Raw genomic sequence first — 26808 nt, 5'->3', positions numbered from 1 at the left:
GTCTGGGCTGTTTCCCTTTCGACTACGGATCTTAGCACTCGCAGTCTGACTGCCGATTATATCTCGTTGGCATTCGGAGTTTATCTGAGATTGGTAATCCGGGATGGACCCCTCACCCAAACAGTGCTCTACCTCCAAGAGACTTAACATCGACGCTAGCCCTAAAGCTATTTCGGAGAGAACCAGCTATCTCCAAGTTCGTTTGGAATTTCTCCGCTACCCACAAGTCATCCAAGCACTTTTCAACGTGCCCTGGTTCGGTCCTCCAGTGAGTTTTACCTCACCTTCAACCTGCTCATGGGTAGGTCACATGGTTTCGGGTCTACGACATGATACTAATGCGCCCTATTAAGACTCGGTTTCCCTACGGCTCCGTCTCTTCAACTTAACCTCGCATCATATCGTAACTCGCCGGTTCATTCTACAAAAGGCACGCTCTCACCCATTAACGGGCTCGAACTTGTTGTAGGCACACGGTTTCAGGTTCTATTTCACTCCCCTCCCGGGGTGCTTTTCACCTTTCCCTCACGGTACTGGTTCACTATCGGTCACTAGAGAGTATTTAGGGTTGGGAGATGGTCCTCCCAGATTCCGACGAGATTTCTCGTGTCTCGCCGTACTCAGGATACTGCTAGGTATAAAGACTATTTCGAATACGAGGCTATTACTCTCTTTGGCCTACCTTCCCAGGTAGTTCTTCTATAATCTTTAAGTCCACGTTGCAGTCCTACAACCCCGAAGAGTAAACTCTTCGGTTTGCCCTCTTGCCGTTTCGCTCGCCGCTACTAAGGCAATCGCTTTTGCTTTCTCTTCCTGCAGCTACTTAGATGTTTCAGTTCACTGCGTCTTCCTCTACATTACCTTAACAGTAATGAGTGACAGGCATTACCTGCCGGGTTCCCCCATTCGGACATCTCTGGATCATTGCTCACTTACAGCTCCCCAAAGCATTTCGTCGTTAGTCACGTCCTTCATCGGCTTCTAGTGCCAAGGCATCCACCGTGCGCCCTTATTAACTTAACCTTATTTTGGTCTTTCGACCTAACTCATTAAATATTCACAGCGTTTCGGTTTATTTTCTTGTTACTATCTATATGTATTTAATTACATATGGAATTTGATATAGATATTCAATTTTCAATGGACAATACTTGAATCTTTCGATTCAATGGAGCCTAGCGGGATCGAACCGCTGACCTCCTGCGTGCAAAGCAGGCGCTCTCCCAGCTGAGCTAAGGCCCCACAAGACCTCTCAAAACTAAATAAGAAACTCAAGTACATTCCGTTTTTCCTTAGAAAGGAGGTGATCCAGCCGCACCTTCCGATACGGCTACCTTGTTACGACTTCACCCCAATCATCTATCCCACCTTAGGCGGCTGGCTCCAAAAGGTTACCTCACCGACTTCGGGTGTTACAAACTCTCGTGGTGTGACGGGCGGTGTGTACAAGGCCCGGGAACGTATTCACCGCGGCGTGCTGATCCGCGATTACTAGCGATTCCGACTTCATGTAGGCGAGTTGCAGCCTACAATCCGAACTGAGATTGGCTTTAAGAGATTAGCTTGCCGTCACCGACTCGCAACTCGTTGTACCAACCATTGTAGCACGTGTGTAGCCCAGGTCATAAGGGGCATGATGATTTGACGTCATCCCCACCTTCCTCCGGTTTATTACCGGCAGTCTCGCTAGAGTGCCCAACTGAATGATGGCAACTAACAATAGGGGTTGCGCTCGTTGCGGGACTTAACCCAACATCTCACGACACGAGCTGACGACAACCATGCACCACCTGTCACCGATGTACCGAAGTAACTTTCTATCTCTAGAAATAGCATCGGGATGTCAAGACCTGGTAAGGTTCTTCGCGTTGCTTCGAATTAAACCACATGCTCCACCGCTTGTGCGGGCCCCCGTCAATTCCTTTGAGTTTCAACCTTGCGGTCGTACTCCCCAGGCGGAGTGCTTAATGCGTTAGCTGCGGCACTGAATCCCGGAAAGGATCCAACACCTAGCACTCATCGTTTACGGCGTGGACTACCAGGGTATCTAATCCTGTTCGCTCCCCACGCTTTCGAGCCTCAGCGTCAGTTACAGACCAGAGAGCCGCTTTCGCCACCGGTGTTCCTCCATATATCTACGCATTTCACCGCTACACATGGAATTCCACTCTCCCCTTCTGCACTCAAGTTTGACAGTTTCCAAAGCGAACTATGGTTGAGCCACAGCCTTTAACTTCAGACTTATCAAACCGCCTGCGCTCGCTTTACGCCCAATAAATCCGGACAACGCTCGGGACCTACGTATTACCGCGGCTGCTGGCACGTAGTTAGCCGTCCCTTTCTGGTAAGCTACCGTCACAGTGTGAACTTTCCACTCTCACACTCGTTCTTGACTTACAACAGAGCTTTACGATCCGAAAACCTTCTTCACTCACGCGGCGTTGCTCGGTCAGGGTTGCCCCCATTGCCGAAGATTCCCTACTGCTGCCTCCCGTAGGAGTCTGGGCCGTGTCTCAGTCCCAGTGTGGCCGATCACCCTCTCAGGTCGGCTATGTATCGTCGCCTAGGTGAGCCGTTACCTCACCTACTAGCTAATACAACGCAGGTCCATCTTGTAGTGGAGCAATTGCCCCTTTCAAATAAATGACATGTGTCATCCATTGTTATGCGGTATTAGCTATCGTTTCCAATAGTTATCCCCCGCTACAAGGCAGGTTACCTACGCGTTACTCACCCGTTCGCAACTCATCCAAGAAGAGCAAGCTCCTCTCTTCAGCGTTCTACTTGCATGTATTAGGCACGCCGCCAGCGTTCGTCCTGAGCCAGGATCAAACTCTCATTAAAAAATTTAATAATTGTTCGAGCGTTAACTCATTACCGTCGTCTGACGATTTATTCTTGTAAATTGACAGGTTATAATTCTTCTATCATAACCCTGCACTTGGTTTCTTATTCAGTTCTCAAAGGTCTTTGTCTCTCTTAAGACAACTTCTATATTCTAGCAAATCTAGAATACCTTGTCAACACTTTTTTGAAGTTTTTTTACTTCTCGTGTCTGCTGTCTCTCGCGAAACAGCTTATTTATAATATCATCTCTAGCTTGTCTTGTCAATAACTTTTTTAAAGTTTTTTCAAACTTTTTGTTACTGGACAATTTCCTTAAGACTTTATTAGTCTATCAAGTTTGAGAACTAATGTCAATACTTATTTTCTATGCCAGAGTAAACGTAAAAAGAAGATCGCAAGTATCTCCTTTTTTACTTTTTTATAGAGCTGCGCGCATGCGTGCTTGCGAATTTTCGACATTTCTTATTGAACGTGGTAAGAAAGCACGGATGTCATCTTCCTTATAACCCACTTGCAATCTCTTATCATCAATTAAGATTGGGCTCTTCAAGATTCTTGGGTTTTCTTGAATCAAATCAATCACCTCACTGACACTGAGCTCGTCGATATCACAATTTAGAGCTTTAGCATAGCGATTTTTTGATGAAACAATACTCTCAACACCATTCTCTGTTTTTGATAGGATGTTTAAGATTTCTTCTTTTGTAAGTGGTTCTTTACCAAGGTTTTGTTCTTTATAAGGAAGTTGATGGTTGTTCAACCATGTCTTTGCTTTTTTACAACTTGTACAACTTGAGATTGTATAAATCTTAATCATGTTAATTCTCTCTTTCTGTCACATGATACTATTATCTTATCACTGTCCTTGATTTTAGAAATCGGTCTAGCGACCTATTTTGAATCTTGGGGACTTTTTCAATGATCATAGACCCTTTTTATTTAGATTAAAACAAAGAAAAAAGAGCTCGTCGGCTCTTTTACACTTATTCTTCAATTTCAATGGTTGAATCTAGGTCTAAAACAAGTTCATCAGATGTTTCTTCAACTTGTGCTTCTTCAACAATATCCTCTTCATCTGGTTCAATCAAACCATAGTGTACACGTACTTTATGATCAATTTCTTCAAAAATATCTGGATGATCTGCCAAATATTTTTTCGCATTTTCAGATCCTTGACCAATCTTCTCTCCATTGTATGAGAACCAGGCTCCAGCTTTTTGAATAATACCTAAGTCACTAGCGATTTTTACAAGCTCACCTGTTTGTGAAATCCCTTCACCATACATAATTTCAACAAAGGCTTCTTTAAATGGTGGAGCAACCTTGTTTTTGACAACCTTAATTTTAGTTTCCTTACCAACATTTTGGTCTTTTTTATCACCAGTCCCTTTGATTTGCGTATTTCCACGTACATCAAGACGTACTGATGCATAGAATTTTAGAGCACGTCCACCAGGGGTTGTTTCTGGATTACCAAACATAATACCAACTTTTTCACGCAATTGGTTAATGAAGATAGCAATTGTTTTTGTTTTATTGATAGAAGCAGAAAGCTTACGCATGGCTTGACTCATCATACGCGCTTGAAGTCCGACATGGCTATCACCAATATCTCCATCAATTTCTGCACGAGGTACCAAGGCTGCAACTGAGTCAACAACAACCAAATCAACTGCACCTGAGTCAATCAGCTTACCAGCAATTTCTAGACCTTGTTCACCTGAATCAGGTTGTGACAAAAGAAGTTCATCGATATTTACACCTAGGGCTGCCGCATAAGCAGGGTCAAGGGCATGCTCTGCATCGATAAAGGCAGCAATTCCGCCTTCTTTTTGTGTCTGAGCAACAGCATGGAGGGCTACAGTTGTTTTACCTGATGATTCTGGTCCGTAAATTTCGATAATACGACCTTTAGGATAACCACCTGCACCAAGAGCAATATCCAAAGCCAGCGAGCCTGAACTCATAACTTGAACTTTCTGCTCTGCACGCTCACCAAGACGCATAACCGCACCCTTACCAAAATCTTTTTCAATATTCTTCAAAGCATCGTCAAGTGCTTTACGACGCTCATCTCCAAATTTCTTTGTAATTTCTTCTGTTTTCTTTGTTTTCTTAGCCACTTATTTTCCTCTTCTTTCTATAGTTAAAGACAAACTTAAATCATGTCTTCTTGTAATAAAGCTTGGCGAACTAGGTTAAAGGCATAGAGGGTACTAATATATCTAACATCAGAACGACTTCTTCCACCTATAACAACCTTGATTGACCTTACTTGATTCCTATCAGCAATACCAATAAATACCGTACCTGCTGGGTGTCCTTCTAATGAATCTGGTCCAGCTACACCGGTAAGTGCAATTCCATAATCGCTATCTGTTTTATCTCGAGCACCTTCAGCCATTTTTTCTGCAGTAAAATGACTGACAACACCATGTTCTTCTAGTTGCGACAAGGGAATATCCAACATTTTAGCTTTTTCTTCAATGCTATAAGTAACAAATCCACCTTTAAATACTTGTGAGGCCCCTGAAAAATCAGCAATACTAGCCTGAAATAAACCTGCTGTTAGGCTTTCAGCTGCAGTGATGGTCTTGCCATAGTGCTTAAGCAAACGAAAAGCTTCAAAGGCTAAACTATTAGACTCTCCATATCCATAAATGAAATCAGATAAGGATTTGCCATCTAGAGTTTTAGTCGAACGAATTTGTTTTTCTAAAACATCTAGTTTTTGATCTGCTTCTTCTTGCGAAGAAGCCTTCGTTGACAAGCGAAGTGTTACTTCCCCCACTTTAGCATATGGAGCTATGGTTGGATCTGTTTGGTTAACAATAAAATCCTTCAGAATAGTCACTAATTGACTTTCTCCAACGCCGAAGAATCTTAGGACTCTCGAATAAAGACTTGAGTGATTCTCAGTAAGAGCTGGAATAAGTTCTTGATTCACCATAGGTTTGAGTTCACTTGGTGGACCAGGTAAGACTACATAGGTCACCCCTTGAGCAGTAATAATCCCTCCAACTGCAAGACCTGTCGGGTTTTGCAAGGGAATAGCTCCCTCAACAATTTGTGCTTGACGTTCATTATTAGGCGTTCGTGTGTGTTTAGGACGAGTAGCAAAGAAACTATCCAGTTTTTTACTAGCCTCCTCATCAAAAACGAGTTCTTTTCCTAAAAATTTAGCCAGTGTTTGCTTGGTTAGGTCGTCCTCAGTAGGGCCAAGTCCACCACAAAGTATGACTAAATCACTACGTTGACTAGCCTGATCAAGAACTGAAAGTAGGCGATTTTCATTGTCTCCTACTGCTGTGTGAAAATACACGTCAATTCCTAGTTCAGCTAGTTTCTCAGATAAAAATTGGGCATTGGTATTGGTGATTTGCCCGGTTAGGATTTCAGTTCCTACTGCAATCAATTCAGCTTTCATTGGTTCACCTATATTACTATTCGTAAAATAATCTCAAAAACATGTTCGTTTATAAACTAACATGTTTTTCTCGTCTTGTCAATCAAATCTACTCATTTATTTGAAGTCACAGTTGTTTTCATGATCATTCACAAATCCTGCGGCTTGTAAAAATGAATATATAGTAGTCGGTCCTAAAAATTTGAACCCTCTCTTTTTTAAATTTTTGGCAATCTGTTGGGATAAGTCAGTTGATGATGGGACATCCTTATATGTGGGTACATTATTTATCAAGGGCTTTCCGTCAAAGAAATGCCAAAAATAATGGGACAGTGAGCCAAATTCATCTTGGAGTTTTAGTACTTGTTTGGCATTATTTACGGTTGCTTCTAGCTTAAGTTTGTGCCTAATGATGTCTGGATTTTGAAGCGCATCTTCAAGTTCACTTAGGCTAAACTGGGCAACACGCTCAATATCATAGTCATGAAAAACACGATTAAAGGCCTGTCTTTTATTTAAAACGGTTAACCAAGAAAGCCCTGACTGATAACTTTCTAAGCATAGCAGCTCAAAAAGTTTTTGGTCATCACCAATAGGTTTTCCCCACTCCTTGTCATGATAATCACAATATAATTTATTGTTTGTTGGAACCCAACGACAACGATTGACCATTGCTTACCTCATTTCATCAACATCTTAAGAGCTGATTTAATGTATTGCTCTGCCGTTTCATTAGTACCTTCGAAGAAGGCTTTGATTTTCTTAAGTTCTGCAGCTTTATAACCAAGAGCAAGCAAGGCTTCCATAGCCTCGTCCAACTGATGATTCCCTTCAGGTTGACTTGGTGTTGTCTTGGTCGTTTCTGTTGGTAACTCTGCAAATTTCCCTGCCAAGTCCAGAACCATTTGCTGAGCTGTCTTTTTACCAATCTTTGGAAACTTCATCAAGTACTTGATGTCACTATTATCAACGGCAGCAACCAAGCCTTGATTATCATCTACAGCAACAATGGCTAGAGCAGTCGTCGGACCTATTCCAGAAACTGAAATAAGCTTAAGGAAGACCTCTTTTTCATCTTCAGTATGAAAACCAAACAGAAGGTGGGCATCATCTCTAATAACCTGATGAAGATAGACTTGGATAGTCTGATTCATTTGGTCAGAAAAACTATATGGATTCGCTACAGTGACAATATAACCTAAGCCGTTTGCTTCTATAACAATATACTTGGCGGTAATTTTCACTAGAGTTCCCTTGATGTAATCATACATAGCGTGTGATTTCCTTTCTCGTTCGTTTCTTCAATGGTTTGCTTTATCATTTTATACTCGTAAGATAATTGTCTTGAGTGTTTATTTTGTCATCTCAAGCACTGCTGTACTATTGTAACAAAAAATCCACTCGAAAGTGGATTCTGTTTGCTCTATTTTAAGGATGACTACTCGTCTTTAAAGTATCTGTAATCATCTTCAGGCCTAATAGAATATATGTTACAACGCCTAAAGTAAAGGCAATGCTAGAAACATTTACTAGAGTATTCTCCAAACTTGGTTGACCTAACCAGGCCAAAATATAGAAAATCAAGCTAGTCGCTAAAAATGTTAAACCAACAAATACAAAGTGTTTATTAGTTTTTGTTAGGTGTCTCATCACTCTACCTCCTAACTTAAAAATCAGGCAATCATCCTACAATGACATGCTAAAACATTAGAAGATTTCTCATCTTCACCACTATTATAAATCTAACATTCCTATTCGTAAAGCAAGATCAAAAAAAGTTTTAATACTTCCCTAGGTCACGTAGACTGGTATGATTTTCTTGAATTCGACGGAACATTTTTTCCATATCAGACTTGGTAAAGTTGACAAGTACTGGACGTCCGTGAGGGCAATTGTAGGGATTTTTACACTGTGCAAGCTGTACTAGGAGGTCACGCGCAGAGTAATCATCAAGTGCATGATTGGCCTTGATTGAACGTTTACAACTCATCATGATGGCTAGCTCAGCACGGTAGGTCTTGACAGACACTTCATTCGTCAAAAGAAGCATGTCACACATTTCATAGACCGCTGATTCAATCTCTTCTTCCTTCATCCAGATAGGATGTTCACGAAGAATGAAGGTATTATTCCCATAAGGCTCTAAATAGATACCAACCTGGTTCAGAAGGGACATTTTTTCTTGTAAACTAATGTAATCTGAACCTGAAAATTCAAAGAGATAAGGAACCAAAAGCTGTTGTAGACTGCTGTCAACCTCACCGATCTTTTCGCGATAGTACTCATACTTGACACGTTCTTGGGCAGCATGCTGGTCAATGATGTAAAGTCCACCTTGTCCTTGAGCAAAGAGATAGGTTCCATGCATTTGACCAAAAAACTCCAACTCAGGGAAGGTTGATGTTTCCTCATTGTCCAGAGTTTCAAGCATGCGCTTCATTTTCGACTTGTTTTTATAATCAAGTTTTTCGTGTTCGCTATCACCTTCATCTGCTGAACGCTGTGCCTGTTTAACAGAAGGTTGCGGTTTGTTTTCTACCAATGAAACTGGAGACTCTGACTCCGATATAAGAGGTTTGATATCTTCTTGGACTGTCTCTGGTTTGACAAAGAAATCATTACGACTGCTATCATAGTAAAGATTGGTTTGTTTGAGTGGAAGACTGGTTTGAACTGGCTTAGCTGCACCTCTAGTACTAGACTTGGCTAGATTTTCAAGGGCATCAGGAATCAAATCCTGCTCTCTAAGGCTTTGAGCAATGGCTGAGCTGATAAGGGCCATGAGCTCTTTTTCTTTAGAGATACGTACTTCCTGCTTTGTTGGGTGAACATTGACATCGGCCAAGTAAGGATCAATCTGAATATCAATAACTGCAATAGGGAAGCGTCCTACCATGAGTTTAGAGCCATATCCATCAAAAATAGCACGGTTAAGCAGGAAGTTTTTAATATAACGTCCGTTAATGAGAATCGTGATGTAGTTACGATTTGCACGGGTCAACTCAGGGAGACTAACATATCCAGAAACTTCAAAATCAAGGTCAGAATTTGAAATCTCCACCATTTTTTTAGCCGTTGTCAAACCATAAATACCAGCAATAGCTTGACGGAGGTCTCCAGTACCTGATGTCTGTGTCAACTGACGACCATCATTAAGCAAGGTAAAGGCAACCTCGGGATGAGCTAGACTTAGACGATTGACAACATCGACAATATGAGCCAACTCAGCCTGTAAACTCTTCATATACTTGAGACGAGCTGGGGTATTATAAAATAGGTTTTCAACGGTAATCTTTGTTCCAACTGGTGTTGAAATAGGGTCCTGACTCTCAATTTCTCCACCTTTAGCAACCAGTTTAGTCCCATAGGCTTCTCCATCCGCTGCTGTCACAATAGTTAGGTGGCTGATAGAAGCTATTGATGGTAGGGCCTCACCTCGAAAACCAAGGGTTCGAATACGAAAGAGATCTCCTTGATTTTTGATTTTACTTGTTGCATGACGGCGCAAACTCATGGCCACATCAGCTTGAGCCATTCCTTCACCATTGTCTGTGATTTGAATTTTTGAGAGGCCTGATTCTTCAACTTCAATGGTAATCTGGGTGCTGCCTGCATCAATAGCATTTTCCACCAACTCTTTGACAACACTGGCTGGGCGCTCTACGACCTCACCAGCAGCAATCTGGTTGGCTAACACCTCAGGTAATTCGATGATTTTTGGCATAATTATTATTTTCCCTTCTAAAAGGTTGAGAGAACAATGTTTCTAAATGTTACTGATGCTTCCTATAAAGCCATAACTCACACACAACTGTTAGCCAAGATAAGGCTGTGGCTATAACAATCATATCCCCATGACGAAGATTGAACCAAATGAGCCCAGAAAAAATCAAGAGGTAGATGACTTGGAAAATCCATTGGTAGGTTTTGGGGGAGCTTGTCGAATCCATAAACTGCTTCACAAAGAAATAAAGCAAAAGCAAGTTCAGTGTTAGTGCCTTTTCAAAAGGTGTATAAAAGCTCAAAATCAGACTGCAGACAAGAAAAATTCCTGCTAGCCATTTCATTATAGATTTCATGTGATTACCTCGTCAGTACGTTTTCATTAAGTATAGGGGTTTTCGAAAATATTTTCAACCACTTAGACACCATACAGGACCACATAGACAAACGCTATTGCTGTGGACTAGTAAATAGTGTTTAATAAAGGTGTGAAAGGGAGGAGGCCTCCTCAATTACCAATAAGAAAGGATAGTTATGAAAATAAAAGTTCAGATTGACTCGGTATTCCAAGAAGAAATGTTGCAGATTCAGGCACCTAGTCGGACGCCCAAGATTCAGCAAGTGGTCGAGTTTGTCGAATCTTTGGATGATAACCAACGACTCAAAGGAAAAAAAGATGGCGAAACTTATCTCATCGAGCCTAATGCTATTTCCAGAATTTACATCGAAAATCGCCAAGTTTTAGCTGAAACTATTCTAGGAGAGTACCACTTAGGCTTACGTCTCTATCAAGTTTTAGAAAAACTGCCATCTTACTTTATCAAAATCTCACAATCAGAGATTGTCAACCTCAAAGAAATTGAACGCTTCAACATTACCCCTAACGGCCTCGTTGAAATTCACCTTAAAAACAAGGAAACCACCTACTCATCACGCCGTTACCTCAAAGCAATAAAGGAGAAATTACAATGAAAAAGCAACTTTTTAAATCAGGCACAAAGGGCATCCTTATCGGACTTGCCGTATCCATGATTATGTCTCTTATCTGGGCACCAAGCTACATGCCTCTAAATCCTCACTCAGCCATTGGACAATGGATGACGTCACATCAGGTTCACGGATCTATGGTATTAGCCTACTGCCTCATCACTTGGTTTGCTATCGGTATCCTTTTTGAAATCGCTAGTTATATTTTCCGTAAGGCTGAGTGGAGTTTGCTTCGTGCAACCCTCACTCACTACGCTTTGACCTGTCTAGGTTTCATTCCACTAGCTACCCTCAGCGGATGGTTCCCTCTACGTTTGACTTTCTACTTGGAGCTAGTCATTGAATTCAGCCTTATCTATCTGCTCGTTTGGGTCTTCTCTTATTGGAAAATGAAAAAGGATATTGAACAACTCAACCAAGAATTGAAACACCTATAAAAGACAAGAAGCCTGTCAATCGACAAGCTTCTTTTATAATTTCTGTTTCAAATCTGCTACAGCCATCATGACTTGCATCGGTGTCATATTGTAAATGTCCAAATCACGTAACTCTTGAAGAACTGGATTTTCAGTAAAATCATCAAAGAGAGAGATTTGCTCGTTGACATGTGTTTCAGTGGCTGGCTTCTCTTGAGGCGATACCTTTTCCTGAGGTTGGATGGTAACTGTCTCGCCCTCTAATTGTGTCAAGATAGTGTCAGCACGTTCCAGTAAATCTACTGGTAAACCTGCAATCTTAGCTACATGAATACCATAAGATTTGTCAGCTGGGCCATCGACAATCTTGTGAAGGAAAGTCACCTCTCCGTCCTTTTCAAGTGTCGCCACATGAACGTTGACAAGGTGTGTCAAAGTATTTGACAGGGCTGTCAACTCATGATAATGGGTAGCAAACATGGTTTTAGCCCCCACCTTGTCATGAATAAACTCAATAATAGACTGGGCCAAAGCCATACCATCATAGGTGGCTGTCCCACGTCCCAACTCATCAAAAATAATCAAGGAATTAGGTGTTGCCCGCTTAATGGCCTGATTAGCCTCCATCATCTCAACCATGAAGGTCGACTGACCTGAAATCAGGTCATCTGCAGCACCAATACGTGTATAGATGGCGTCAAAAACTGGCAAATCAATACTATCTGCTGGCACGTAAGAGCCCATCTGAGCCATAACGACTGACAAGGCCAACTGACGCATATAAGTAGATTTACCACTCATATTTGGTCCTGTGATGAGCTGAACATTGGTCTGACTGTCAAAGGTAATCGTGTTTGGAATGTATTCCTGAACGCCCATAACCTTCTCAACCACCGCATGACGGCCTTGATCAATAACGATACGATGCTCATCATTGAACACAGGACGAACATAATGATTAGTCTCTGCTGTAACTGCCAAACTCTGAAGCACATCGACTGTCGCAATAGCCTTAGCCAAAGATTGCAAACGATCAATATAGCGTTCCACCTGCTCACGGACACGCATGAAAATATCATACTCTAGCGTTGATGACTTTTCACGTGCCTCTAGCATTTCACCTTCAATCTTAGCCAACTCAGCAGTTCCAAAACGCTCTGAATTTTTCAGGGTTGCCTTGCGGAAGAAATGGTCAGGAACCAAGCTAAGGTTAGAGTTGGTCACATGGAAGTAATAACCATCTTTACGGTTATAATCAATTTTTAGTGTTGTAATACCAGACGCTTCACGTTCCTTGGCTTCGATATCCGCAATCCATGATGTCCCCTCACTCATCACCTTGCGATACTTGTCCAAGGTCTCATCAAAACCAGCACGGATAATGCCACCTTCTGTAATGGTTGCAGGAGCATCGGGATCAATAGCCGACCGAATCAGACTCTCTAATTCTGGCAGAGCATCTAACTCTTGTAAAAGACGTGACAAGGCCTCGTCATCAAAAGACTCCAAAATCGCCTTAATAACTGGAACCTGAGCTAGGGTATGACCTAGCTGAATCAAATCTTTAGGATTAGCCTTTCCAAAGGAAACACGGCTGGCCAGGCGCTCAATATCGTAAACCCCTTTAAGACTCTCAGTCAGATCACTACGCTCGAAGAAATTGTCCAAGAAAACTTGGATAATATTCTGACGCTCCACGATTGCAGCCTGATTCACTAAAGGTCTATCAATCCAAGTACGTAAGAGACGCATTCCCATAGCTGTCTTGGTTTCATCCAAGAGCCAGAAAAGAGAACCATGTTTCTTACCTGTTCTAGCATTTTCCAGTAAATCCAAACTCGACTTGGTCGCATAGGACATCTGCAAGTAATCCTTAATCTCATAGTGCTGAGCTTTTTGTAAATGGCTGAGCTCACGCATCTGAGTACGGTGCACATACTGGAGAAGTTTACCCGCTACACTGCTTTCCAAATCTGTCAAGCTAGTGTCAATCAAGTGGACATCATCGTAAACCTCTGTTTCCTTGGAAAGTAGAAGGTTGAGTTGCTTCACCAAAATTTGTTCATCAGCTTCGGGTAAATCATAACCAACCACTACTTCACGTGCCTTAAGGTTCTGAATTTCACTACAAACTGAACTGAAATCGTCCAACTCTGTCGCAAAAAATTCACCCGTTGACACATCCATATAGGCCAGACCGAATCGACTTCCAGCCTTGTCAATAGCTACCAAGAAATTGTTGGCATTATCAGGTTTAGAACTGTCAACCACTGTCCCTGGCGTGATAACCTGAACCACCTCACGCTTAACCACACCAACAGCCTGTTTAGGATCCTCCATCTGCTCAGCAATGGCTACCTTGTAGCCCATCTCAACCAAGACATCAATATAGGCTTGAGCTGAGTGATAAGGTACACCCGCCATAGGAATGGGATTATCGGCGTTTTTATTACGACTGGTTAGGCTAATTTCCAAAATCTGGGCAGCCTTAACGGCATCCTCGTAAAAAAGTTCATAAAAATCCCCCATACGGAAGAGCAAAAAAGCATCTGGATAATTTTCCTTGATATCCAAATACTGCTGCATTCCTGGAGATATTTTTTCCTTAGCCATGTCTTAACTCCTCGTTAATCCTTTCTTCGATAGACTTGGTCACATATTGGATCAAGTCACTGGCATCTTGCATTTTTTGACGGTAGTCCTGAACAATAGGCAAATTTTCCAACTCATGCTGAATCAAATCTGCTTGTTCACCTGCCTCCTCATAGGCACGTTGTTTCTCAATTTTTTGAAAAAGCACTGCTTCTTGTTGATAAGCCTTCATATGTCCAGCTAGATGACTGATTTGAGGGACCTGTCCAATAGCTTTCTCAGCCTCTTGAAAAGCAAGAACCGCCTCATGGTGTTTGAGGAGGTCAATTAACTCTTCTTTGGCTTTTTGGAGATCCTGATGAGGAGTATTCATCAGTGAAACTCGCTTTCCAGTTTTTCAGCAACCACAGCATCCTTACAGATTACCAAGAGGGTATCTGCGCCAGCAACGGTTCCTAAAATTTCAGGGTTGCCATCACTGTCAATTAGATTGGCCAAAACATCAGCTTCACCCAACTCCGTGTGAAGGACCAGCATAAACTGGGCACGGGAAACTGATTTGACATAGTCCTTAACCGTAGGATCCAAACTTGGAAGCACATGTTCAGACAAACTGTAGTAAAGTCTGCCTTCTTCATCACGAAGCTTCAAAAGTCCAATCTCACGCAAATCACGTGACAAGGTCGCTTGTGTAACTGTGATACCTTCCGCCTCTAGGCGTTGCTTAATTTCCTCTTGTGTCCCAATCTTATCTCTTGAAATCATCTGTTTAATAACAGCTTGACGATCTCTCTTCATTATCTTTCCTCTTTTTATGTATATTCCTTGCATATTATAACAGAATTTTTGTATTTTTTCATGAAATACTTCCTAATAGATGCTTTCTTGTCCCTACCCTATTAACTAAAATAATGGTAAAATAGGTATGAATGACAAGATTTGAAATGGAGTACCTATGAATACTAAAGAACTCATTGCAGCAGAAATTGCCAAAGTTGTTCCCGAATTGGAACAAGAAAACATTCAAAATCTGCTTGAAACCCCTAAAAATGCTGACATGGGGGACCTCGCCTTTCCTGCCTTCTCATTGGCTAAAGTCTTGCGCAAGGCTCCTCAGATGATTGCAGCAGACATCGCTGAAAAAATCGATGCCTCAAACTTTGAAAAAGTTGAAGCTGTTGGTCCTTATATCAACTTCTTCCTTGATAAATCAAAAATCTCAGCGGACGTTCTTGGACAAGTTATCGCTCAAGGCAGCCACTACGCTGACCAAAACATCGGTCACGGACGTAACATCGCCTTTGATATGTCTAGTCCTAACATCGCTAAACCTTTCTCTATCGGTCACTTGCGTTCAACAGTTATCGCTGATGCTCTTGCCAACATCGTAGCTAAACAAGGCTACAAACCAGTCCGCATCAACCACTTGGGTGACTGGGGTAAACAGTTTGGTATGCTGATTGTTGCCTATAAGAAATGGGGTAGCGAGGAAGCTGTCAAAGCTAACCCTATCAACGAACTCCTTCAACTTTATGTGCGTATCAATGCCGAAGCTGAAGAAGACCCATCTGTAGACAAAGAAGCTCGTGAATGGTTCCGCAAATTGGAAGCTGGTGACGAGGAAGCAACTGCCCTTTGGCAATGGTTCCGTGACGAAAGCTTGGTGGAATTCAACCGTCTTTACGATGAACTCGGTGTTTCTTTTGATAGCTACAACGGTGAAGCCTTCTACAATGATAAGATGGATGAAGTCGTTGACATCTTGACAGAAAAAGGACTTCTCCAAGAATCTCAAGGTGCCCAAGTGGTTAACCTTGAAAAATACGGTATCGAACACCCAGCCCTCATCAAAAAATCAGATGGTGCGACACTTTACATCACACGTGACTTGGCTGCTGCCCTCTACCGTAAACGTACTTACGACTTTGCCAAAGCCATCTATGTGGTTGGTAATGAACAATCTGCTCACTTCAAACAGTTGAAAGCTGTTCTTAAAGAAATGGGCTACGACTGGTCTGACGACATGACTCACGTTGCCTTTGGTCTTGTAACTAAGAACGGTAAGAAATTGTCAACTCGTAAGGGGAACGTTATCTTGCTTGAGCCAACTATTGCCGAAGCTGTTAACCGTGCCCAGGCTCAAATCGAAGCTAAGAATCCAAACTTGCCTAACAAGGAAGCTGTTGCTCATGCTGTAGGTGTCGGAGCTATCAAATTCTACGATCTTAAAACAGACCGTATGAATGGTTACGACTTCGACCTTGATGCCATGGTATCCTTCGAGGGAGAAACTGGACCTTACGTTCAATATGCACACGCTCGTATCCAATCTATCTTGCGCAAGGCTAACTTCACGCCATCTGCAGATGCTACATACAGCCTAAACGACGTTGAAAGCTGGGAAATCATCAAACTCATCCAAGACTTCCCACGTATCATCAACCGTGCATCAGACAACTTTGAGCCATCTATCGTTGCTAAATTTGCTATCAGCTTAGCTCAAGCCTTTAACAAATACTATGCACACACACGTATCTTGGACGAAAGCCCAGAACGTGACAGCCGTTTGGCTCTTTGCTACGCAACAGCAACAGTCCTCAAAGAAGCTCTTCGCCTTCTCGGTGTTGAAGCTCCAGACGAGATGTAATCTATACTTAAAACGCCTAAGGGCGTTTTTTTAATTGCCAAAAAAAGAACCCAACACATGGTGTTGAGCTCTTTTGGAGATTATGAAAAAGAAAAGTTCGTTGTTCTACAAAAAGTGTAAGCCAACGAGATTCACTGAACTACGTTCAGTAAAAGTTATTTAGGAGACTTAGAGTATAACTTGCCTTCCTTAAAGAAACCTTAAATCGCAGAAAAAAATCCCCTAAGGGATTTTCACAGCAGTTCAAAGACCACTGAAAAGATACGATTGTACAGGCTTCCCAACCTCTTCTTCCTAATCCTCCAAGGTGACCGCTTGTCCAATAGAATCTTTATATAACTATATTACCTTGTTTTGGAAGGGTTTTCAAGTATTTTCTTAAAATTCCCTAATAAAAGCTCAAAAAACAAGAAAAAAGCCTAGATTTCTAGACTTTCTTCGGGGAGATTAGTTATGAAAAAGTTTTTTTTACTACTAGCTCACCAAAGCTAGTTGTTTTATTAGGATGGTTATAATATAAACTAATAAACTTAAAACTTGCTTAAAGTTTTATTCTCTTGCTTCACTTTTTAAAATAATAAGCAAAATAAGTAATAGTAAGGACCCACTAGGGATATCCATATCTAAAAACCAAGAGGGGCTTTGATACTTCCAAGATCATTCATGATGCGGATGATATTATAGGCAATGCTTACTATTAAGAGGCTAAGTTCCGGTAAATAGTTAAGTCGTCCTTTTAAGATTGCTAACTTCTCCTTTCTGATAGTTTTCTTACGATGACCCTATTATAAGGCTGAAAAAGAAACAAAACTAGTGACATAAATGTCACCATCAAAAAAAGCAGGGCAAACCTGCTTTCTGTTATTTTGTTTAGATTAGTCACCCAAACCAATGCGTTCGAAGATTTCATCAACACGTTTAGTGTAGTAAACTGGGTTGAAGATTTCGTCGATCTCTTCTTGAGTGAGACGAGATGTTACCTCTGGATCTGATTCAAGAAGTGGTTTAAAGTCTACTTGGTTATCCCATGATTGGGCAGTCTTAGGTTGAACAAGGTCGTAAGCTTGCTCACGTGTCATACCTTTTTCAATCAAAGTAAGCATGGCACGTTGGCTGAAGATAAGACCAAATGTAGAGTTCATGTTGCGGATCATGTTTTCTGGGAAGACTGTCAAGTTCTTAACGATATTTCCAAAACGGTTAAGCATGTAGTCAATCAAGATGGTTGTGTCTGGTGCGATGATACGCTCAGCTGATGAGTGAGAGATATCACGTTCATGCCAAAGGGCTACGTTTTCATAAGCTGTTACCATGTGACCACGGATGACACGTGCAAGACCTGTCATGTTTTCAGAACCGATAGGGTTACGTTTGTGAGGCATTGCTGAAGACCCTTTTTGGCCTTTAGCAAAGAACTCTTCCACTTCACGTTGTTCAGATTTTTGAAGACCACGGATTTCAGTTGCCATACGCTCGATAGAAGTTGCGATACTAGCAAGAACTGCAAAGTACTCAGCATGAAGGTCACGAGGAAGTACCTGTGTAGAGATTTCTTGAGCACGAATACCAAGTTTATCGCAGACGTATTTTTCAACGAATGGTGGGATATTGGCAAAGTTACCAACCGCACCAGAAATCTTACCAGCTTCCACACCAGCAGCCGCATGCTCGAAACGCTCGATGTTACGTTTCATTTCGCTGTACCAAGTGGCCAATTTAAGACCAAAAGTTGTAGGCTCAGCGTGTACACCGTGGGTACGCCCCATCATGATAGTAAACTTGTGTTCTTTCGCTTTGTCAGCAATGATGTTAAGGAAGTTTTCAAGGTCACGACGGATGATGTCGTTGGCCTGTTTGTAGAGGTAACCATAGGCAGTATCTACCACGTCAGTAGAAGTCAAACCATAGTGAACCCACTTACGCTCTTCACCAAGCGTTTCAGAAACCGCACGTGTGAAGGCAACCACATCGTGACGAGTTTGCTGCTCGATTTCCAAAATACGGTCGATGTCAAAGTCCGCTTTTTCACGAATCAAAGCCACATCTTCCTTAGGGATTTCTCCCAACTCAGCCCATGCTTCATCAGCCAAGATTTCCACCTCAAGCCAAGCACGGTATTTATTTTCTTCACTCCAAATGTTCGCCATTTCTGGGCGAGAATAACGTTCGATCATGATTAAGATATTAAGGGCGTTAAGCGGACACAGTCAAAATAGGAGTTTAGACGAAGAAGCGTCAGCTTCTAGGAAAAACTATCTTTTTGACCAAGTCCGTAGCCCGTATTCAGTTTTTGTGAATACGGGTACCCTTGTTCCTTTCTTTTTTGTTTATTTTTTTACAGGAGAGAGACATTTTTATCTCGGGTTCAAATACTTGAACTTGCCCTCTTCTCCTTTCTTTTGTTTCTAGTCTCAGTCAAAGGAAATCTGTAACCCGTATTCAGTTTTTGTGAATACGAGTACCCTTGTTACCTTTTTAAGAAATTCAAACATCTATATTTTACGCTTAAATATTTTTAGTATATGTATAAATTTATTTGAGTTTCGATTTAATATGGATTATTAAAAATTTTTTCCAACGTTTCATTATTATTAGCTACTTCATCTAATTCACGTTTTGTTGTATATCTGATATTCTGCGGTGGATAGGTGTTTCCTAATGGAATCAAATGATCATATTTTTCTGGCTCTCCCTCAAAAACTACTTTCCAATATCCTAAATAATTATCAGATGGAACAATCTTTTTCACTTTAGCCGTATATTGTATTCCACTTCGTGGCGCAACTTCGTACCCTGCGATATATTTAATTTTATTCCTTCGAGCTTTACCAATTCGTATATCATACCATTCGTGATCACGAAGGAACACCCGTTGAAAACCTTCTTCTTGAGCTGGCACAATAATAGTCAAATCATCTTGAGTATTAGGACTTTCAAGATCTATATTGATTTTTTCTAGTTCTTCTGTTTCTGCTATTATTTCAGAATCTGTTTTCTCTCTAATGGTTTCATAAAAATTATGATGCAATCTATATTCCTCTGGGACCTTGTCCCATTTAATTTCTGAACCTTGAACTTGACCTAATAAATCTTGTTCAAAAACTCCGTACGCATCAAGATATTGTTTTACTACATCACTTTGAGTCGATAAAATCTCATTATTTGCACCACGTAACTCAGCAGAAAAATCTTTTACTGAAATACTACCTAACTTAATAGCTTCAATGATATTATCAAATTGAGATTCTAATTGCTCAATATCTTCTATAGTTGAATCATATTGAGTTTTTGAAAATTTGTTACAGTGAGCTACTGAATTTCTTGCTTTTTTTATTTTGGATAATAGCAATTCAATTTCTGTATCTTTTGAAGTAAGATCTCTATCTTTTGTAAGCTTAAAAATTAACTGTTCCCAAATTGTTTTAGGAAGAATTTTATCTTCTGGTACTTTCTTTTTCAGAACACACTCGTGTATATATTCAATTAGTTCAATATTTTTTTTATCTTCCTTTTTGAAAATAGCATCAATTAAATTTCCAAAAGTGAAATCTTTATCTATCTCATCAACAGAATTTCCATATTTTTTTAAATCTTCACTATCATCCGAAACATAAAACATCTCTTTTAATAGTTCTCGACCTTTCCGTTCAATTCTATGTAATTTCGCATATATAGACGATGAATAATATTCACTTATCCCATCAAACGTACAATTGACTCGGCTAAATCTATTATCTGTTCTTACAATATTGTTAAATACTTTCTCAAAAGATTCTAATTCATCTACAGAATTCGATGAAACTTTTATTGTAATAGTAGGAAATTTCTCGTCATTCCCCATATAAATAATCTCGATGGGTAACTTACACATACCTAATTCCGCAAATAGTTTTGAATCACTTCTTTCAATTTTTAATAAATCAGGATTTTGTGACAAATTATTAATAACAACATCTTGATTTGCAATGACCGACTTGTTTTTAACTTTTATGATATATTTTTGGTACATCTTGACGATAAATCCCCCTTAGTTATTGTTGGCTGACTTTTCTTATCAATTCCATCATTTACAATCAACCTATTATCTTTATCACTATAAGAATAGGACAACGGATTCTATAGAGTTCTAACTTACTCCCCAAACTCAACCACACTATCTAGTTCATCACTAAACAAAGTCACATGTCCCATTTTGCGGTTGTGCTTCGCTTCTAGTTTACCATACATGTGGAGGTGGGCGCTTGGATTTTCTGTGACATAACGCTCAGCTGCTTCGACGTGTTGCCCGAGGACATTGAGCATGACAGCTGGCGCATGGAGGTGGATTGCTGGAAGTGGCGCTCCGAGAACGCCCAGGATATGCGTATCAAACTGTGAAAAATCGCAAGCTTCGATTGAGTAGTGACCTGAATTGTGTGGGCGTGGTGCGATTTCGTTGACGATGATGTCATCAGCTGTCGCAAACATTTCCACACAGAGAGTACCAGAGAGATTAAGCTGCTCAGCAATCTTCATAGCCATAGCTTTAGCTTTCTCAGCTAGACTATCAGAAATGCGAGCAGGCACGATGGTTTTAGAAAGGATGTTATTGCGGTGGATATTTTCCTGAACTGGGAAAACCGTCACATCCTTGCCATTACCAGACACGATGACTGAAATTTCAAGGTCGAAGTTGACGAACTCTTCCAAGACACACTCAGCTGAATTAGCAAGGGCATTTGCCTCTTCCAAATCGTCAGCTGACGTGATGACTTTTTGACCGTGGCCATCGTAACCACCTGTCGCAGTCTTGAGGACGTATTTTTTAGAAAGGTCAATATCTTCCAAATCAAGGCTAGATGTCACGACTTTGTAAGGAGCAACGGTTACTTTAGCCTTGTTTGAGAGAAAGTCCTTCTCAAAAATACGGTTTTGTGAAATGCGAAGCAGGTCTGTTCCTTGTGGAAGTTGACCATCTTTGATAACAGCGTCAAGGCCGTCAGCGTCAACATTTTCAAACTCATAAGTGAGAACATCACAGCGGTCTGCCAACTGACGAAGGGCATCTACATCATCATAGGGTGCCACGATAACCTCAGACACACGAGAAGATGGACAATCTGCTGCTGGATCAAGGGTGATAACCTTGTGGCCCATGTAGATAGCTGAGATAGCCATCATCTGACCGAGCTGGCCACCACCGATGATACCAATGGTTTTAGTTGAGCTCATTTGTAGACTCCTCTGCGATTTTTCCTTGTTCTTCAGCAAAGTTAGCAAGTGCGTCCGCAATGGCCTTGTCTTCTACTGAGAGGAGACGGAGGGCAAAGAGGGCAGCGTTAGTCGCACCAGCTTCACCGATAGCCATAGTTGCAACAGGTACACCACCTGGCATCTGAACGATAGAATAGAGTGAATCCACACCGCTAAGGGCACGCGATTTGACTGGTACACCGATGACTGGAAGGGTTGTTTTGGCAGCAACCATCCCTGGCAAGTGAGCTGCGCCACCCGCACCAGCGATGATGACCTTAATGCCACGGCTACGTGCTTCTTCGGCATGTTTGAACATGAGGTCTGGTGTACGGTGTGCGGAAACAACTTTCTTTTCGTAAGCAACGCCGAAGTTGTCGAGGACTTCAGCGGCTTTTTGCATGGTTGCCCAGTCGGATTTTGAGCCCATGATAATGGAAATTACTGGTTTCATTTTTTCTCCTTTTTTGATAATCGTCTAATGTAGTGCGGACGTAAGCGACCGCCTGTAGCGTTCCATTACTAAAACTGGAGCCTGAGTCTCCAGTTTTCCGCTCCTAGTAGCTCTGCTACTAGGAGTTCCACTACTGCGACGATTATCCTATACTAGCTCGCTAACGCTCGCAAATCAAACGACCATTATCGGATTGGCGACTTCGTCGCCTAATATAGCATTGATATTCGAAAACTCAAAGAAAATCATAGAGTGACAAGGCAAAGCGACGAAGATAGAACTAAAGTTCATCAAGGAGCTTTAACACAGTCAATCGAAGATTTTCAAAGAGTTTTATTTGTTAGCCTTGCTACCAATATCCGTACGATAGAAGAGGCCTTCTGTGTTTTGTTTGTCGAGTTCGTTGTAGATGATGTTTTGGCCGTCTTTGACGGTGTCTGCTGTTGTGACAAGCATGTAGACACGTCCTCCGTTTGAGAGGAGGTCTTGGCCATTTTCAGCGAATTTAGCACCAGCATAGTAAGTGATGATGTCACCATCTGTCTTGGCTGGAAGTTTGACACCCTTCTCATAAGCGAGTGGGTAGCCGTTTGAGGCTACAACCACACCCAGTGTCACACCCTTATCCGTCCAAGTGATAGTTGGCTCTTTACCATCCAAAATGTCAGTGATATTTTGCGCAAAATCAGAAGTCAAACGAGGCAAGATTATTTGCGTTTCAGGATCGCCAAAACGTGAGTTGAACTCGATGACTTTAGGGCCGTCAGCTGTCAAGATAAGACCAGCGTAAAGAACACCAGTGTAAGGACGACCTTCTTTAATCATACCTTCAAGGACTGGCTTGACAATAGTGTCAACCGCTGTGTCAACTACGCTCTGTGGCAAGTGAGGAACCGGCGCATAGGCACCCATCCCACCAGTGTTAGGGCCCTTGTCCCCATCATAAGCACGTTTGTGGTCCTGAGCCGTTGGCATGATGTAGAACTTGTCACCATTAACAAAGGCAAAGAGAGAAAACTCTTCCCCGTCAAGAAATTCCTCGATGACCACACGCGCACCTGAATCACCGAATTTATTGTCCAAAAGCATCTCGTGAGCAGCTTCGACGGCTTGCTCAACCGTTTCAGCAACGACGACACCTTTACCTAGGGCCAAGCCGTCTGCCTTGACGACGATTGGAGCACCTTTTTCCTCGATGTAGGCCTTGGCTTCCTCGAAATCTGAAAATGTGCCATAGGCTGCTGTCGGAACGTCGTATTTGACCATGATTTCCTTAGCGAAATCCTTAGACCACTCTAGCTCAGCCGCAGCCTTGGTCGGACCAAAAGCCTTAAGACCAGCTGCATTGAAATCATCCACGATACCAGCCGCAAGGGCATCATCTGGACCGATAAAGGTCCAAGCAATATCGTTCGCCTTTGCAAAGTCAATTAGATTAGAATGTTCGGAAATTCCGATATTGATCAAATCAAGACCGTCCAATGTCATCCCGTCATTACCAGGAGCCACGAAAACTTGCTCAACATCCTTAGACTCCAATAATTTCTTGGCAATCGCATGTTCACGACCACCAGAACCAACAACCAAAAGTTTCATTTGAAAGATACCTCAATATCAAATAAGACTAGGGGCAAATGCCCGTTAACGACAATCATTCGGAAAAATTAGCAATTTTCACGAATTATACATAACCATTATAACATATTTGTTCGGAGATATGGGTATGTATCCAAATTTGGACATAAAAAAGGCGGCCACTTGGACCACCTCTTGGGAGATTATGAAAATGAAAAAAGTTATTTAGGATTGATGATAGTATATCCTGAGCAGCTTAAGTGAGGCTTAAACGCAAAAATATCTTCATTTTCCTGAAAAACTGCGAATAGGTAGGTGGAGGTTAAAATGAAGAAAAAATTACTATATTGTCTCTTACCGCTAGCTTGTCTAGCGACTGTTTCGGTTTCGTGTGGCAGCTCTGCTCAGGCGGCTGTCCTCGGTGATGACTACCCTTCCTCTTGGAAATATGGGGGCTTCGGTGTTGATCCATGGACCATGTACTGGCGTCAATGTACGTCCTTCGCAGCCTATCGTCTCAGTAACACCAATGGTTTCACTCTGCCTGTAGGGTATGGAAATGCCATCACTTGGGGCAGCATCGCACGTGCCAATGGTCACCGTGTAGACATGAATCCTGCCGTAGGGAGCATCGCCTGGTTCTCAGCTGGGGTCAAGGGAGCTGGTCACATGGGACATGTCGCTTGGGTTGCGGAAGTTCATGGTGATCAGGTCACTATTGAGGAGTACAACTACGATGCGGGTCAAGGTCCTGAGAAATACCACAAACGTAGCTTCCATAAGAGTCAAGTGTCTGGCTATATCCATTTTAAGGACCTCGAACCAGGAGCTCAAAATGGAAATTCTACTAACTCTTCTATCAAAGTTGGTGATACAGTGCGCTTCACAGGAACATTCCGTGTCACGTCTGTGTCAGGAAATACCATCACCAGCCAAGATTTAGCTGGAGGCACACCAACCAAACACAATATCGTTGACCCTGGACCCGTTCTTGAAGTTGATGGACAAGGCAATCCAACTTCAGACCAGTACCTCAATCCTGGTGAGACCTTTACTATTCCAGGTAACTTCAAAGTGCTAGCCATTGACCCACCTAGCGATGGCATCCTCGTCCAAATCGGAAATCGCAAGACTTGGGTAACCCAGTCTGTCCTTGAAAAGGTTTAAATCTATTGAACAATCGTGAGAACGGTTGTTTTTTTGATGCACTGAAATAAAAAAGCCCAGTGGGTGCTGAGCTCTTAGGAGATTTATGAAAAAGAAAAGTTTTTTAGGATAGTATTAGTATAACTTGGAGAGCTTAAAGGAAACTTAAGGAATCTAAAAAACATCCAAATTCTTGGATGCTTTGTAAATTCTTAGTGACGGAAGTGACGAACGCCTGTAAAGATCATTGTCAAACCATGTTTATCAGCAGCTTCGATTGACTCTTGGTCACGGACTGATCCACCCGGTTGGATGATTGCTTTAATACCTGCTTTAGCGATTTCTTCCACGTTATCTGCAAATGGGAAGAAGGCATCTGAAGCAAGAACAGCACCATCAAGACGGTCTTTAGCTTGGTCAATGGCGATACGGACTGAAGCCACACGGTTAGTTTGACCTGGGCCAACACCAAGTGTCATGTGGTCGTTAGTCACGATGATGCCATTTGATTTGACGTACTTGATTGCTTTCCAAGCAAACTCAAGAGCTGTCGCTTCTGTCTCAGTTGGTTGGCGTTTAGTAACCACTTGCCAGTCAGCTGGACTTTCTTTAACAACGTCTTGGTTTTGAACGAGGAGACCACCTACAACACCAGTGTATTCTGCTTCCACTTCACTATCGTCTTGAGCGTCAAATGGCAACTCAAGGATACGCAAGTTTTTCTTCTTAGTTGTCAAGATTTCAAGCGCTTCATCTGTGTAGCTTGGTGCAATGATGATTTCAAGGAAGACACCGTGCATTTTCTTAGCTGTCGCAGCGTCAACTTCTCGGTTGAGGACTACAATACCACCGAAGATTGATACTGGGTCAGCTTCATAAGCGTAGTCCCAAGCTGTTTCGATGTCGTCAGCTTGACCGATACCACATGGGTTCATGTGTTTGAGAGCCACAACTGTTGGACGGTCTTTGAAATCACGGATGATACGGATAGCGGCATCAGCGTCACGGATATTGTTGAATGACAATTCTTTACCGTTAAGCTGTTTAGCTGAAGCAATTGAGTAAGCCGTTGGCAAACCTTTTTGGTAGAAGTCTGCGTCTTGTTGAGGGTTTTCACCATAACGCATTGGTTGCTTGAGGTCATAGGTCAAAGTGAGTTTTTCAGGTTTTGTTTCACCCACTTGAGCTGTGAAGTATTCCGCAATCAAAGCGTCGTATGAAGCTGTGTGACGGTATACTTTCGCTGCCAAACGTTGGCGAGTTTCGTAGCTTGTTTCGCCGTTCGCTGACAATTCGTCAAGAACAACAGCATAGTCAGCAGGGTCTACCACAACTGTTACGCTAGCGTGGTTTTTAGCTGCTGAACGAAGCATTGATGGCCCACCGATATCGATGTTTTCAACCGCATCAGCGTAAGTCACGTCTGGTTTGAGGATAGTTTCCTTGAATGGGTAAAGGTTTACCACAACAAGGTCGATAAGTTCGATATTATTGTCCTTGGCCGCTTGAAGGTGGCTATCGAGGTCACGACGAGCGAGGAGACCACCGTGGATATTTGGGTGGAGAGTCTTCACACGACCGTCCATCATTTCTGGGAAACCAGTCACATCGTCGATGGCGATAGTGTCTACCCCAGCATTGTCAAGGACAACTTTAGTACCACCTGTTGAGATGATGTCCCAACCGAGTTTTTTGAGTTCTTGGGCAAATTCAACAATGCCCGCTTTGTCTGAGACTGAAATAAGTGCTCGTTTAGTCATTTTCTTTCTTTTCCTTTTTTTAA

Annotated in this window: 21 protein-coding genes, 1 tRNA gene and 2 rRNA genes (1 of these 24 only partly in view); 4 read left to right on the top strand and 20 right to left on the bottom strand. The window is 42.0% G+C overall.

Translation table 11 applies throughout. From position 1 onward, the window contains the following. From A6J31_RS09795 to A6J31_RS09745, 11 genes are all read right to left on the bottom strand, one after another. Positions 1 to 1023 (bottom strand): 23S ribosomal RNA (locus A6J31_RS09795); it reaches 1877 nt to the left of the window's first position. 146 nt (positions 1024 to 1169) lie between these two features. After that, positions 1170 to 1242, bottom strand: a tRNA-Ala gene (locus A6J31_RS09790). Between the two features lie 54 nt (positions 1243 to 1296). Further along, positions 1297 to 2844 (bottom strand): 16S ribosomal RNA (locus A6J31_RS09785). Together the 16S and 23S rRNA genes with 1 tRNA gene alongside form the textbook arrangement of a ribosomal RNA operon. 421 nt (positions 2845 to 3265) lie before the next feature. Further along, on the bottom strand, positions 3266 to 3664 hold the full coding sequence (gene spx, locus A6J31_RS09780) for a transcriptional regulator Spx (RefSeq protein ID WP_002886328.1): 399 nt from the start codon (positions 3662 to 3664) through the stop codon (positions 3266 to 3268). 166 nt (positions 3665 to 3830) lie between these two features. After that, positions 3831 to 4970, bottom strand: a complete 1140-nt coding sequence (gene recA / locus A6J31_RS09775) for a recombinase RecA (protein ID WP_002886327.1) — start codon at positions 4968 to 4970, stop codon at positions 3831 to 3833. 35 nt (positions 4971 to 5005) lie between these two features. Beyond that, positions 5006 to 6274 carry a competence/damage-inducible protein A gene (locus tag A6J31_RS09770; protein ID WP_080611071.1) on the bottom strand — a complete coding sequence of 423 codons (1269 nt, stop codon included), beginning with the start codon at positions 6272 to 6274 and terminating at the stop codon, positions 5006 to 5008. Between the two features lie 96 nt (positions 6275 to 6370). Further along, complete coding sequence (locus A6J31_RS09765; protein ID WP_080611069.1) at positions 6371 to 6925, bottom strand: DNA-3-methyladenine glycosylase I; 555 nt, start codon at positions 6923 to 6925, stop codon at positions 6371 to 6373. 8 nt (positions 6926 to 6933) lie between these two features. After that, a complete protein-coding gene (gene ruvA / locus A6J31_RS09760; RefSeq protein ID WP_004181981.1) occupies positions 6934 to 7524 on the bottom strand; it encodes a Holliday junction branch migration protein RuvA in 591 nt (196 codons plus the stop codon). Positions 7525 to 7681: 157 nt separating this feature from the next. Beyond that, the gene (locus A6J31_RS09755) at positions 7682 to 7903 is read right to left on the bottom strand and encodes a hypothetical protein (RefSeq protein WP_080611067.1); all 222 of its coding nucleotides are present in this window, start codon (positions 7901 to 7903) and stop codon (positions 7682 to 7684) included. A 130-nt stretch (positions 7904 to 8033) separates the two neighbouring features. After that, on the bottom strand, positions 8034 to 9977 hold the full coding sequence (gene mutL / locus A6J31_RS09750) for a DNA mismatch repair endonuclease MutL (protein WP_022495805.1): 1944 nt from the start codon (positions 9975 to 9977) through the stop codon (positions 8034 to 8036). Between the two features lie 49 nt (positions 9978 to 10026). Next, the gene (locus A6J31_RS09745) at positions 10027 to 10332 is read right to left on the bottom strand and encodes a hypothetical protein (protein WP_064524956.1); all 306 of its coding nucleotides are present in this window, start codon (positions 10330 to 10332) and stop codon (positions 10027 to 10029) included. A 178-nt stretch (positions 10333 to 10510) separates the two neighbouring features. Between A6J31_RS09745 and A6J31_RS09740 the strand changes: the two genes are divergently transcribed. Both A6J31_RS09740 and A6J31_RS09735 read left to right on the top strand, forming a co-directional pair. Then, positions 10511 to 10948 carry a LytTR family DNA-binding domain-containing protein gene (locus tag A6J31_RS09740; RefSeq protein ID WP_002886318.1) on the top strand — a complete coding sequence of 146 codons (438 nt, stop codon included), beginning with the start codon at positions 10511 to 10513 and terminating at the stop codon, positions 10946 to 10948. Then, positions 10945 to 11400, top strand: a complete 456-nt coding sequence (locus tag A6J31_RS09735) for a DUF3021 domain-containing protein (protein WP_080611065.1) — start codon at positions 10945 to 10947, stop codon at positions 11398 to 11400. The genes A6J31_RS09740 and A6J31_RS09735 overlap by 4 nt, the downstream gene beginning before the upstream one ends. Positions 11401 to 11433: 33 nt before the next feature. Here A6J31_RS09735 and mutS read toward each other — a convergent pair whose 3' ends face one another. Genes mutS through argR form a run of 3 tightly spaced genes read right to left on the bottom strand, consistent with a single transcriptional unit; the run spans position 11434 to position 14772 of the window. Then, positions 11434 to 13965, bottom strand: coding sequence for a DNA mismatch repair protein MutS (mutS, locus tag A6J31_RS09730; protein ID WP_413081396.1), 2532 nt, complete (start codon positions 13963 to 13965; stop codon positions 11434 to 11436). Between the two features lie 19 nt (positions 13966 to 13984). After that, positions 13985 to 14344, bottom strand: coding sequence for a YlbF family regulator (locus tag A6J31_RS09725; RefSeq protein ID WP_048790893.1), 360 nt, complete (start codon positions 14342 to 14344; stop codon positions 13985 to 13987). Next, complete coding sequence (gene argR / locus A6J31_RS09720; RefSeq protein ID WP_170314548.1) at positions 14344 to 14772, bottom strand: arginine repressor; 429 nt, start codon at positions 14770 to 14772, stop codon at positions 14344 to 14346. Before argR ends, A6J31_RS09725 begins: the two co-directional genes overlap by 1 nt. Positions 14773 to 14926: 154 nt before the next feature. Here argR and argS point away from each other — a divergent pair, with 154 nt between their 5' ends. Continuing rightward, on the top strand, positions 14927 to 16618 hold the full coding sequence (gene argS / locus A6J31_RS09715; RefSeq protein ID WP_048790892.1) for an arginine--tRNA ligase: 1692 nt from the start codon (positions 14927 to 14929) through the stop codon (positions 16616 to 16618). 875 nt (positions 16619 to 17493) lie between these two features. Here argS and purB read toward each other — a convergent pair. The 5 genes from purB to purD form a co-directional block, all read right to left on the bottom strand. Beyond that, a complete protein-coding gene (gene purB / locus A6J31_RS09710; protein ID WP_080611061.1) occupies positions 17494 to 18792 on the bottom strand; it encodes an adenylosuccinate lyase in 1299 nt (432 codons plus the stop codon). A gap of 374 nt (positions 18793 to 19166) precedes the next feature. After that, positions 19167 to 20627: a hypothetical protein gene (locus tag A6J31_RS09705; RefSeq protein WP_080611060.1), complete on the bottom strand. Its 1461-nt coding sequence runs from the start codon at positions 20625 to 20627 to the stop codon at positions 19167 to 19169. Positions 20628 to 20749: 122 nt separating this feature from the next. Next, positions 20750 to 21829 carry a 5-(carboxyamino)imidazole ribonucleotide synthase gene (purK, locus tag A6J31_RS09700; RefSeq protein ID WP_080611058.1) on the bottom strand — a complete coding sequence of 360 codons (1080 nt, stop codon included), beginning with the start codon at positions 21827 to 21829 and terminating at the stop codon, positions 20750 to 20752. Then, on the bottom strand, positions 21816 to 22304 hold the full coding sequence (purE, locus tag A6J31_RS09695) for a 5-(carboxyamino)imidazole ribonucleotide mutase (RefSeq protein WP_014633767.1): 489 nt from the start codon (positions 22302 to 22304) through the stop codon (positions 21816 to 21818). Before purE ends, purK begins: the two co-directional genes overlap by 14 nt. Before the next feature lie 333 nt (positions 22305 to 22637). Beyond that, positions 22638 to 23900 (bottom strand): phosphoribosylamine--glycine ligase, encoded by a 1263-nt coding sequence (gene purD / locus A6J31_RS09690; RefSeq protein WP_048790889.1) that lies wholly within the window; start codon positions 23898 to 23900, stop codon positions 22638 to 22640. A gap of 306 nt (positions 23901 to 24206) precedes the next feature. On the opposite strand from purD, the gene A6J31_RS09685 reads away from it, so the two are divergent. After that, positions 24207 to 25046 (top strand): CHAP domain-containing protein, encoded by an 840-nt coding sequence (locus A6J31_RS09685; protein ID WP_080611056.1) that lies wholly within the window; start codon positions 24207 to 24209, stop codon positions 25044 to 25046. Between the two features lie 191 nt (positions 25047 to 25237). On the opposite strand, the gene purH is transcribed toward A6J31_RS09685, so the two are convergent. Then, positions 25238 to 26785 (bottom strand): bifunctional phosphoribosylaminoimidazolecarboxamide formyltransferase/IMP cyclohydrolase, encoded by a 1548-nt coding sequence (purH, locus tag A6J31_RS09680; protein WP_048790887.1) that lies wholly within the window; start codon positions 26783 to 26785, stop codon positions 25238 to 25240. Positions 26786 to 26808: the final 23 nt, after the last annotated feature.

Source organism: Streptococcus sp. FDAARGOS_192, from assembly GCF_002073815.2.
Taxonomy (GTDB): Bacteria; Bacillota; Bacilli; order Lactobacillales; family Streptococcaceae; genus Streptococcus; species Streptococcus salivarius_H.
This window is presented reverse-complemented; position numbering and strand designations above follow the sequence as displayed.

Excerpts from the sequence above, each read along its gene's own strand:
- A6J31_RS09725 (WP_048790893.1), bottom strand. The coding sequence starts at position 14,344 with ATGAATACTCCTCATCAGGATCTCCAAAAAGCCAAAGAAGAGTTAATT.
- A6J31_RS09705 (WP_080611060.1), bottom strand. The coding sequence starts at position 20,627 with ATGTACCAAAAATATATCATAAAAGTTAAAAACAAGTCGGTCATTGCA.
- A6J31_RS09770 (WP_080611071.1), bottom strand. The coding sequence starts at position 6,274 with ATGAAAGCTGAATTGATTGCAGTAGGAACTGAAATCCTAACCGGGCAA.
- A6J31_RS09755 (WP_080611067.1), bottom strand. The coding sequence starts at position 7,903 with ATGAGACACCTAACAAAAACTAATAAACACTTTGTATTTGTTGGTTTA.
- argS (WP_048790892.1), top strand. The coding sequence starts at position 14,927 with ATGAATACTAAAGAACTCATTGCAGCAGAAATTGCCAAAGTTGTTCCC.
- ruvA (WP_004181981.1), bottom strand. The coding sequence starts at position 7,524 with ATGTATGATTACATCAAGGGAACTCTAGTGAAAATTACCGCCAAGTAT.
- A6J31_RS09740 (WP_002886318.1), top strand. The coding sequence starts at position 10,511 with ATGAAAATAAAAGTTCAGATTGACTCGGTATTCCAAGAAGAAATGTTG.
- purD (WP_048790889.1), bottom strand. The coding sequence starts at position 23,900 with ATGAAACTTTTGGTTGTTGGTTCTGGTGGTCGTGAACATGCGATTGCC.
- purE (WP_014633767.1), bottom strand. The coding sequence starts at position 22,304 with ATGAAACCAGTAATTTCCATTATCATGGGCTCAAAATCCGACTGGGCA.
- mutL (WP_022495805.1), bottom strand. The coding sequence starts at position 9,977 with ATGCCAAAAATCATCGAATTACCTGAGGTGTTAGCCAACCAGATTGCT.
- mutS (WP_413081396.1), bottom strand. The coding sequence starts at position 13,965 with ATGCAGCAGTATTTGGATATCAAGGAAAATTATCCAGATGCTTTTTTG.
- A6J31_RS09685 (WP_080611056.1), top strand. The coding sequence starts at position 24,207 with ATGAAGAAAAAATTACTATATTGTCTCTTACCGCTAGCTTGTCTAGCG.
- A6J31_RS09765 (WP_080611069.1), bottom strand. The coding sequence starts at position 6,925 with ATGGTCAATCGTTGTCGTTGGGTTCCAACAAACAATAAATTATATTGT.
- A6J31_RS09745 (WP_064524956.1), bottom strand. The coding sequence starts at position 10,332 with ATGAAATCTATAATGAAATGGCTAGCAGGAATTTTTCTTGTCTGCAGT.
- A6J31_RS09735 (WP_080611065.1), top strand. The coding sequence starts at position 10,945 with ATGAAAAAGCAACTTTTTAAATCAGGCACAAAGGGCATCCTTATCGGA.
- purH (WP_048790887.1), bottom strand. The coding sequence starts at position 26,785 with ATGACTAAACGAGCACTTATTTCAGTCTCAGACAAAGCGGGCATTGTT.
- spx (WP_002886328.1), bottom strand. The coding sequence starts at position 3,664 with ATGATTAAGATTTATACAATCTCAAGTTGTACAAGTTGTAAAAAAGCA.
- purK (WP_080611058.1), bottom strand. The coding sequence starts at position 21,829 with ATGAGCTCAACTAAAACCATTGGTATCATCGGTGGTGGCCAGCTCGGT.
- purB (WP_080611061.1), bottom strand. The coding sequence starts at position 18,792 with ATGATCGAACGTTATTCTCGCCCAGAAATGGCGAACATTTGGAGTGAA.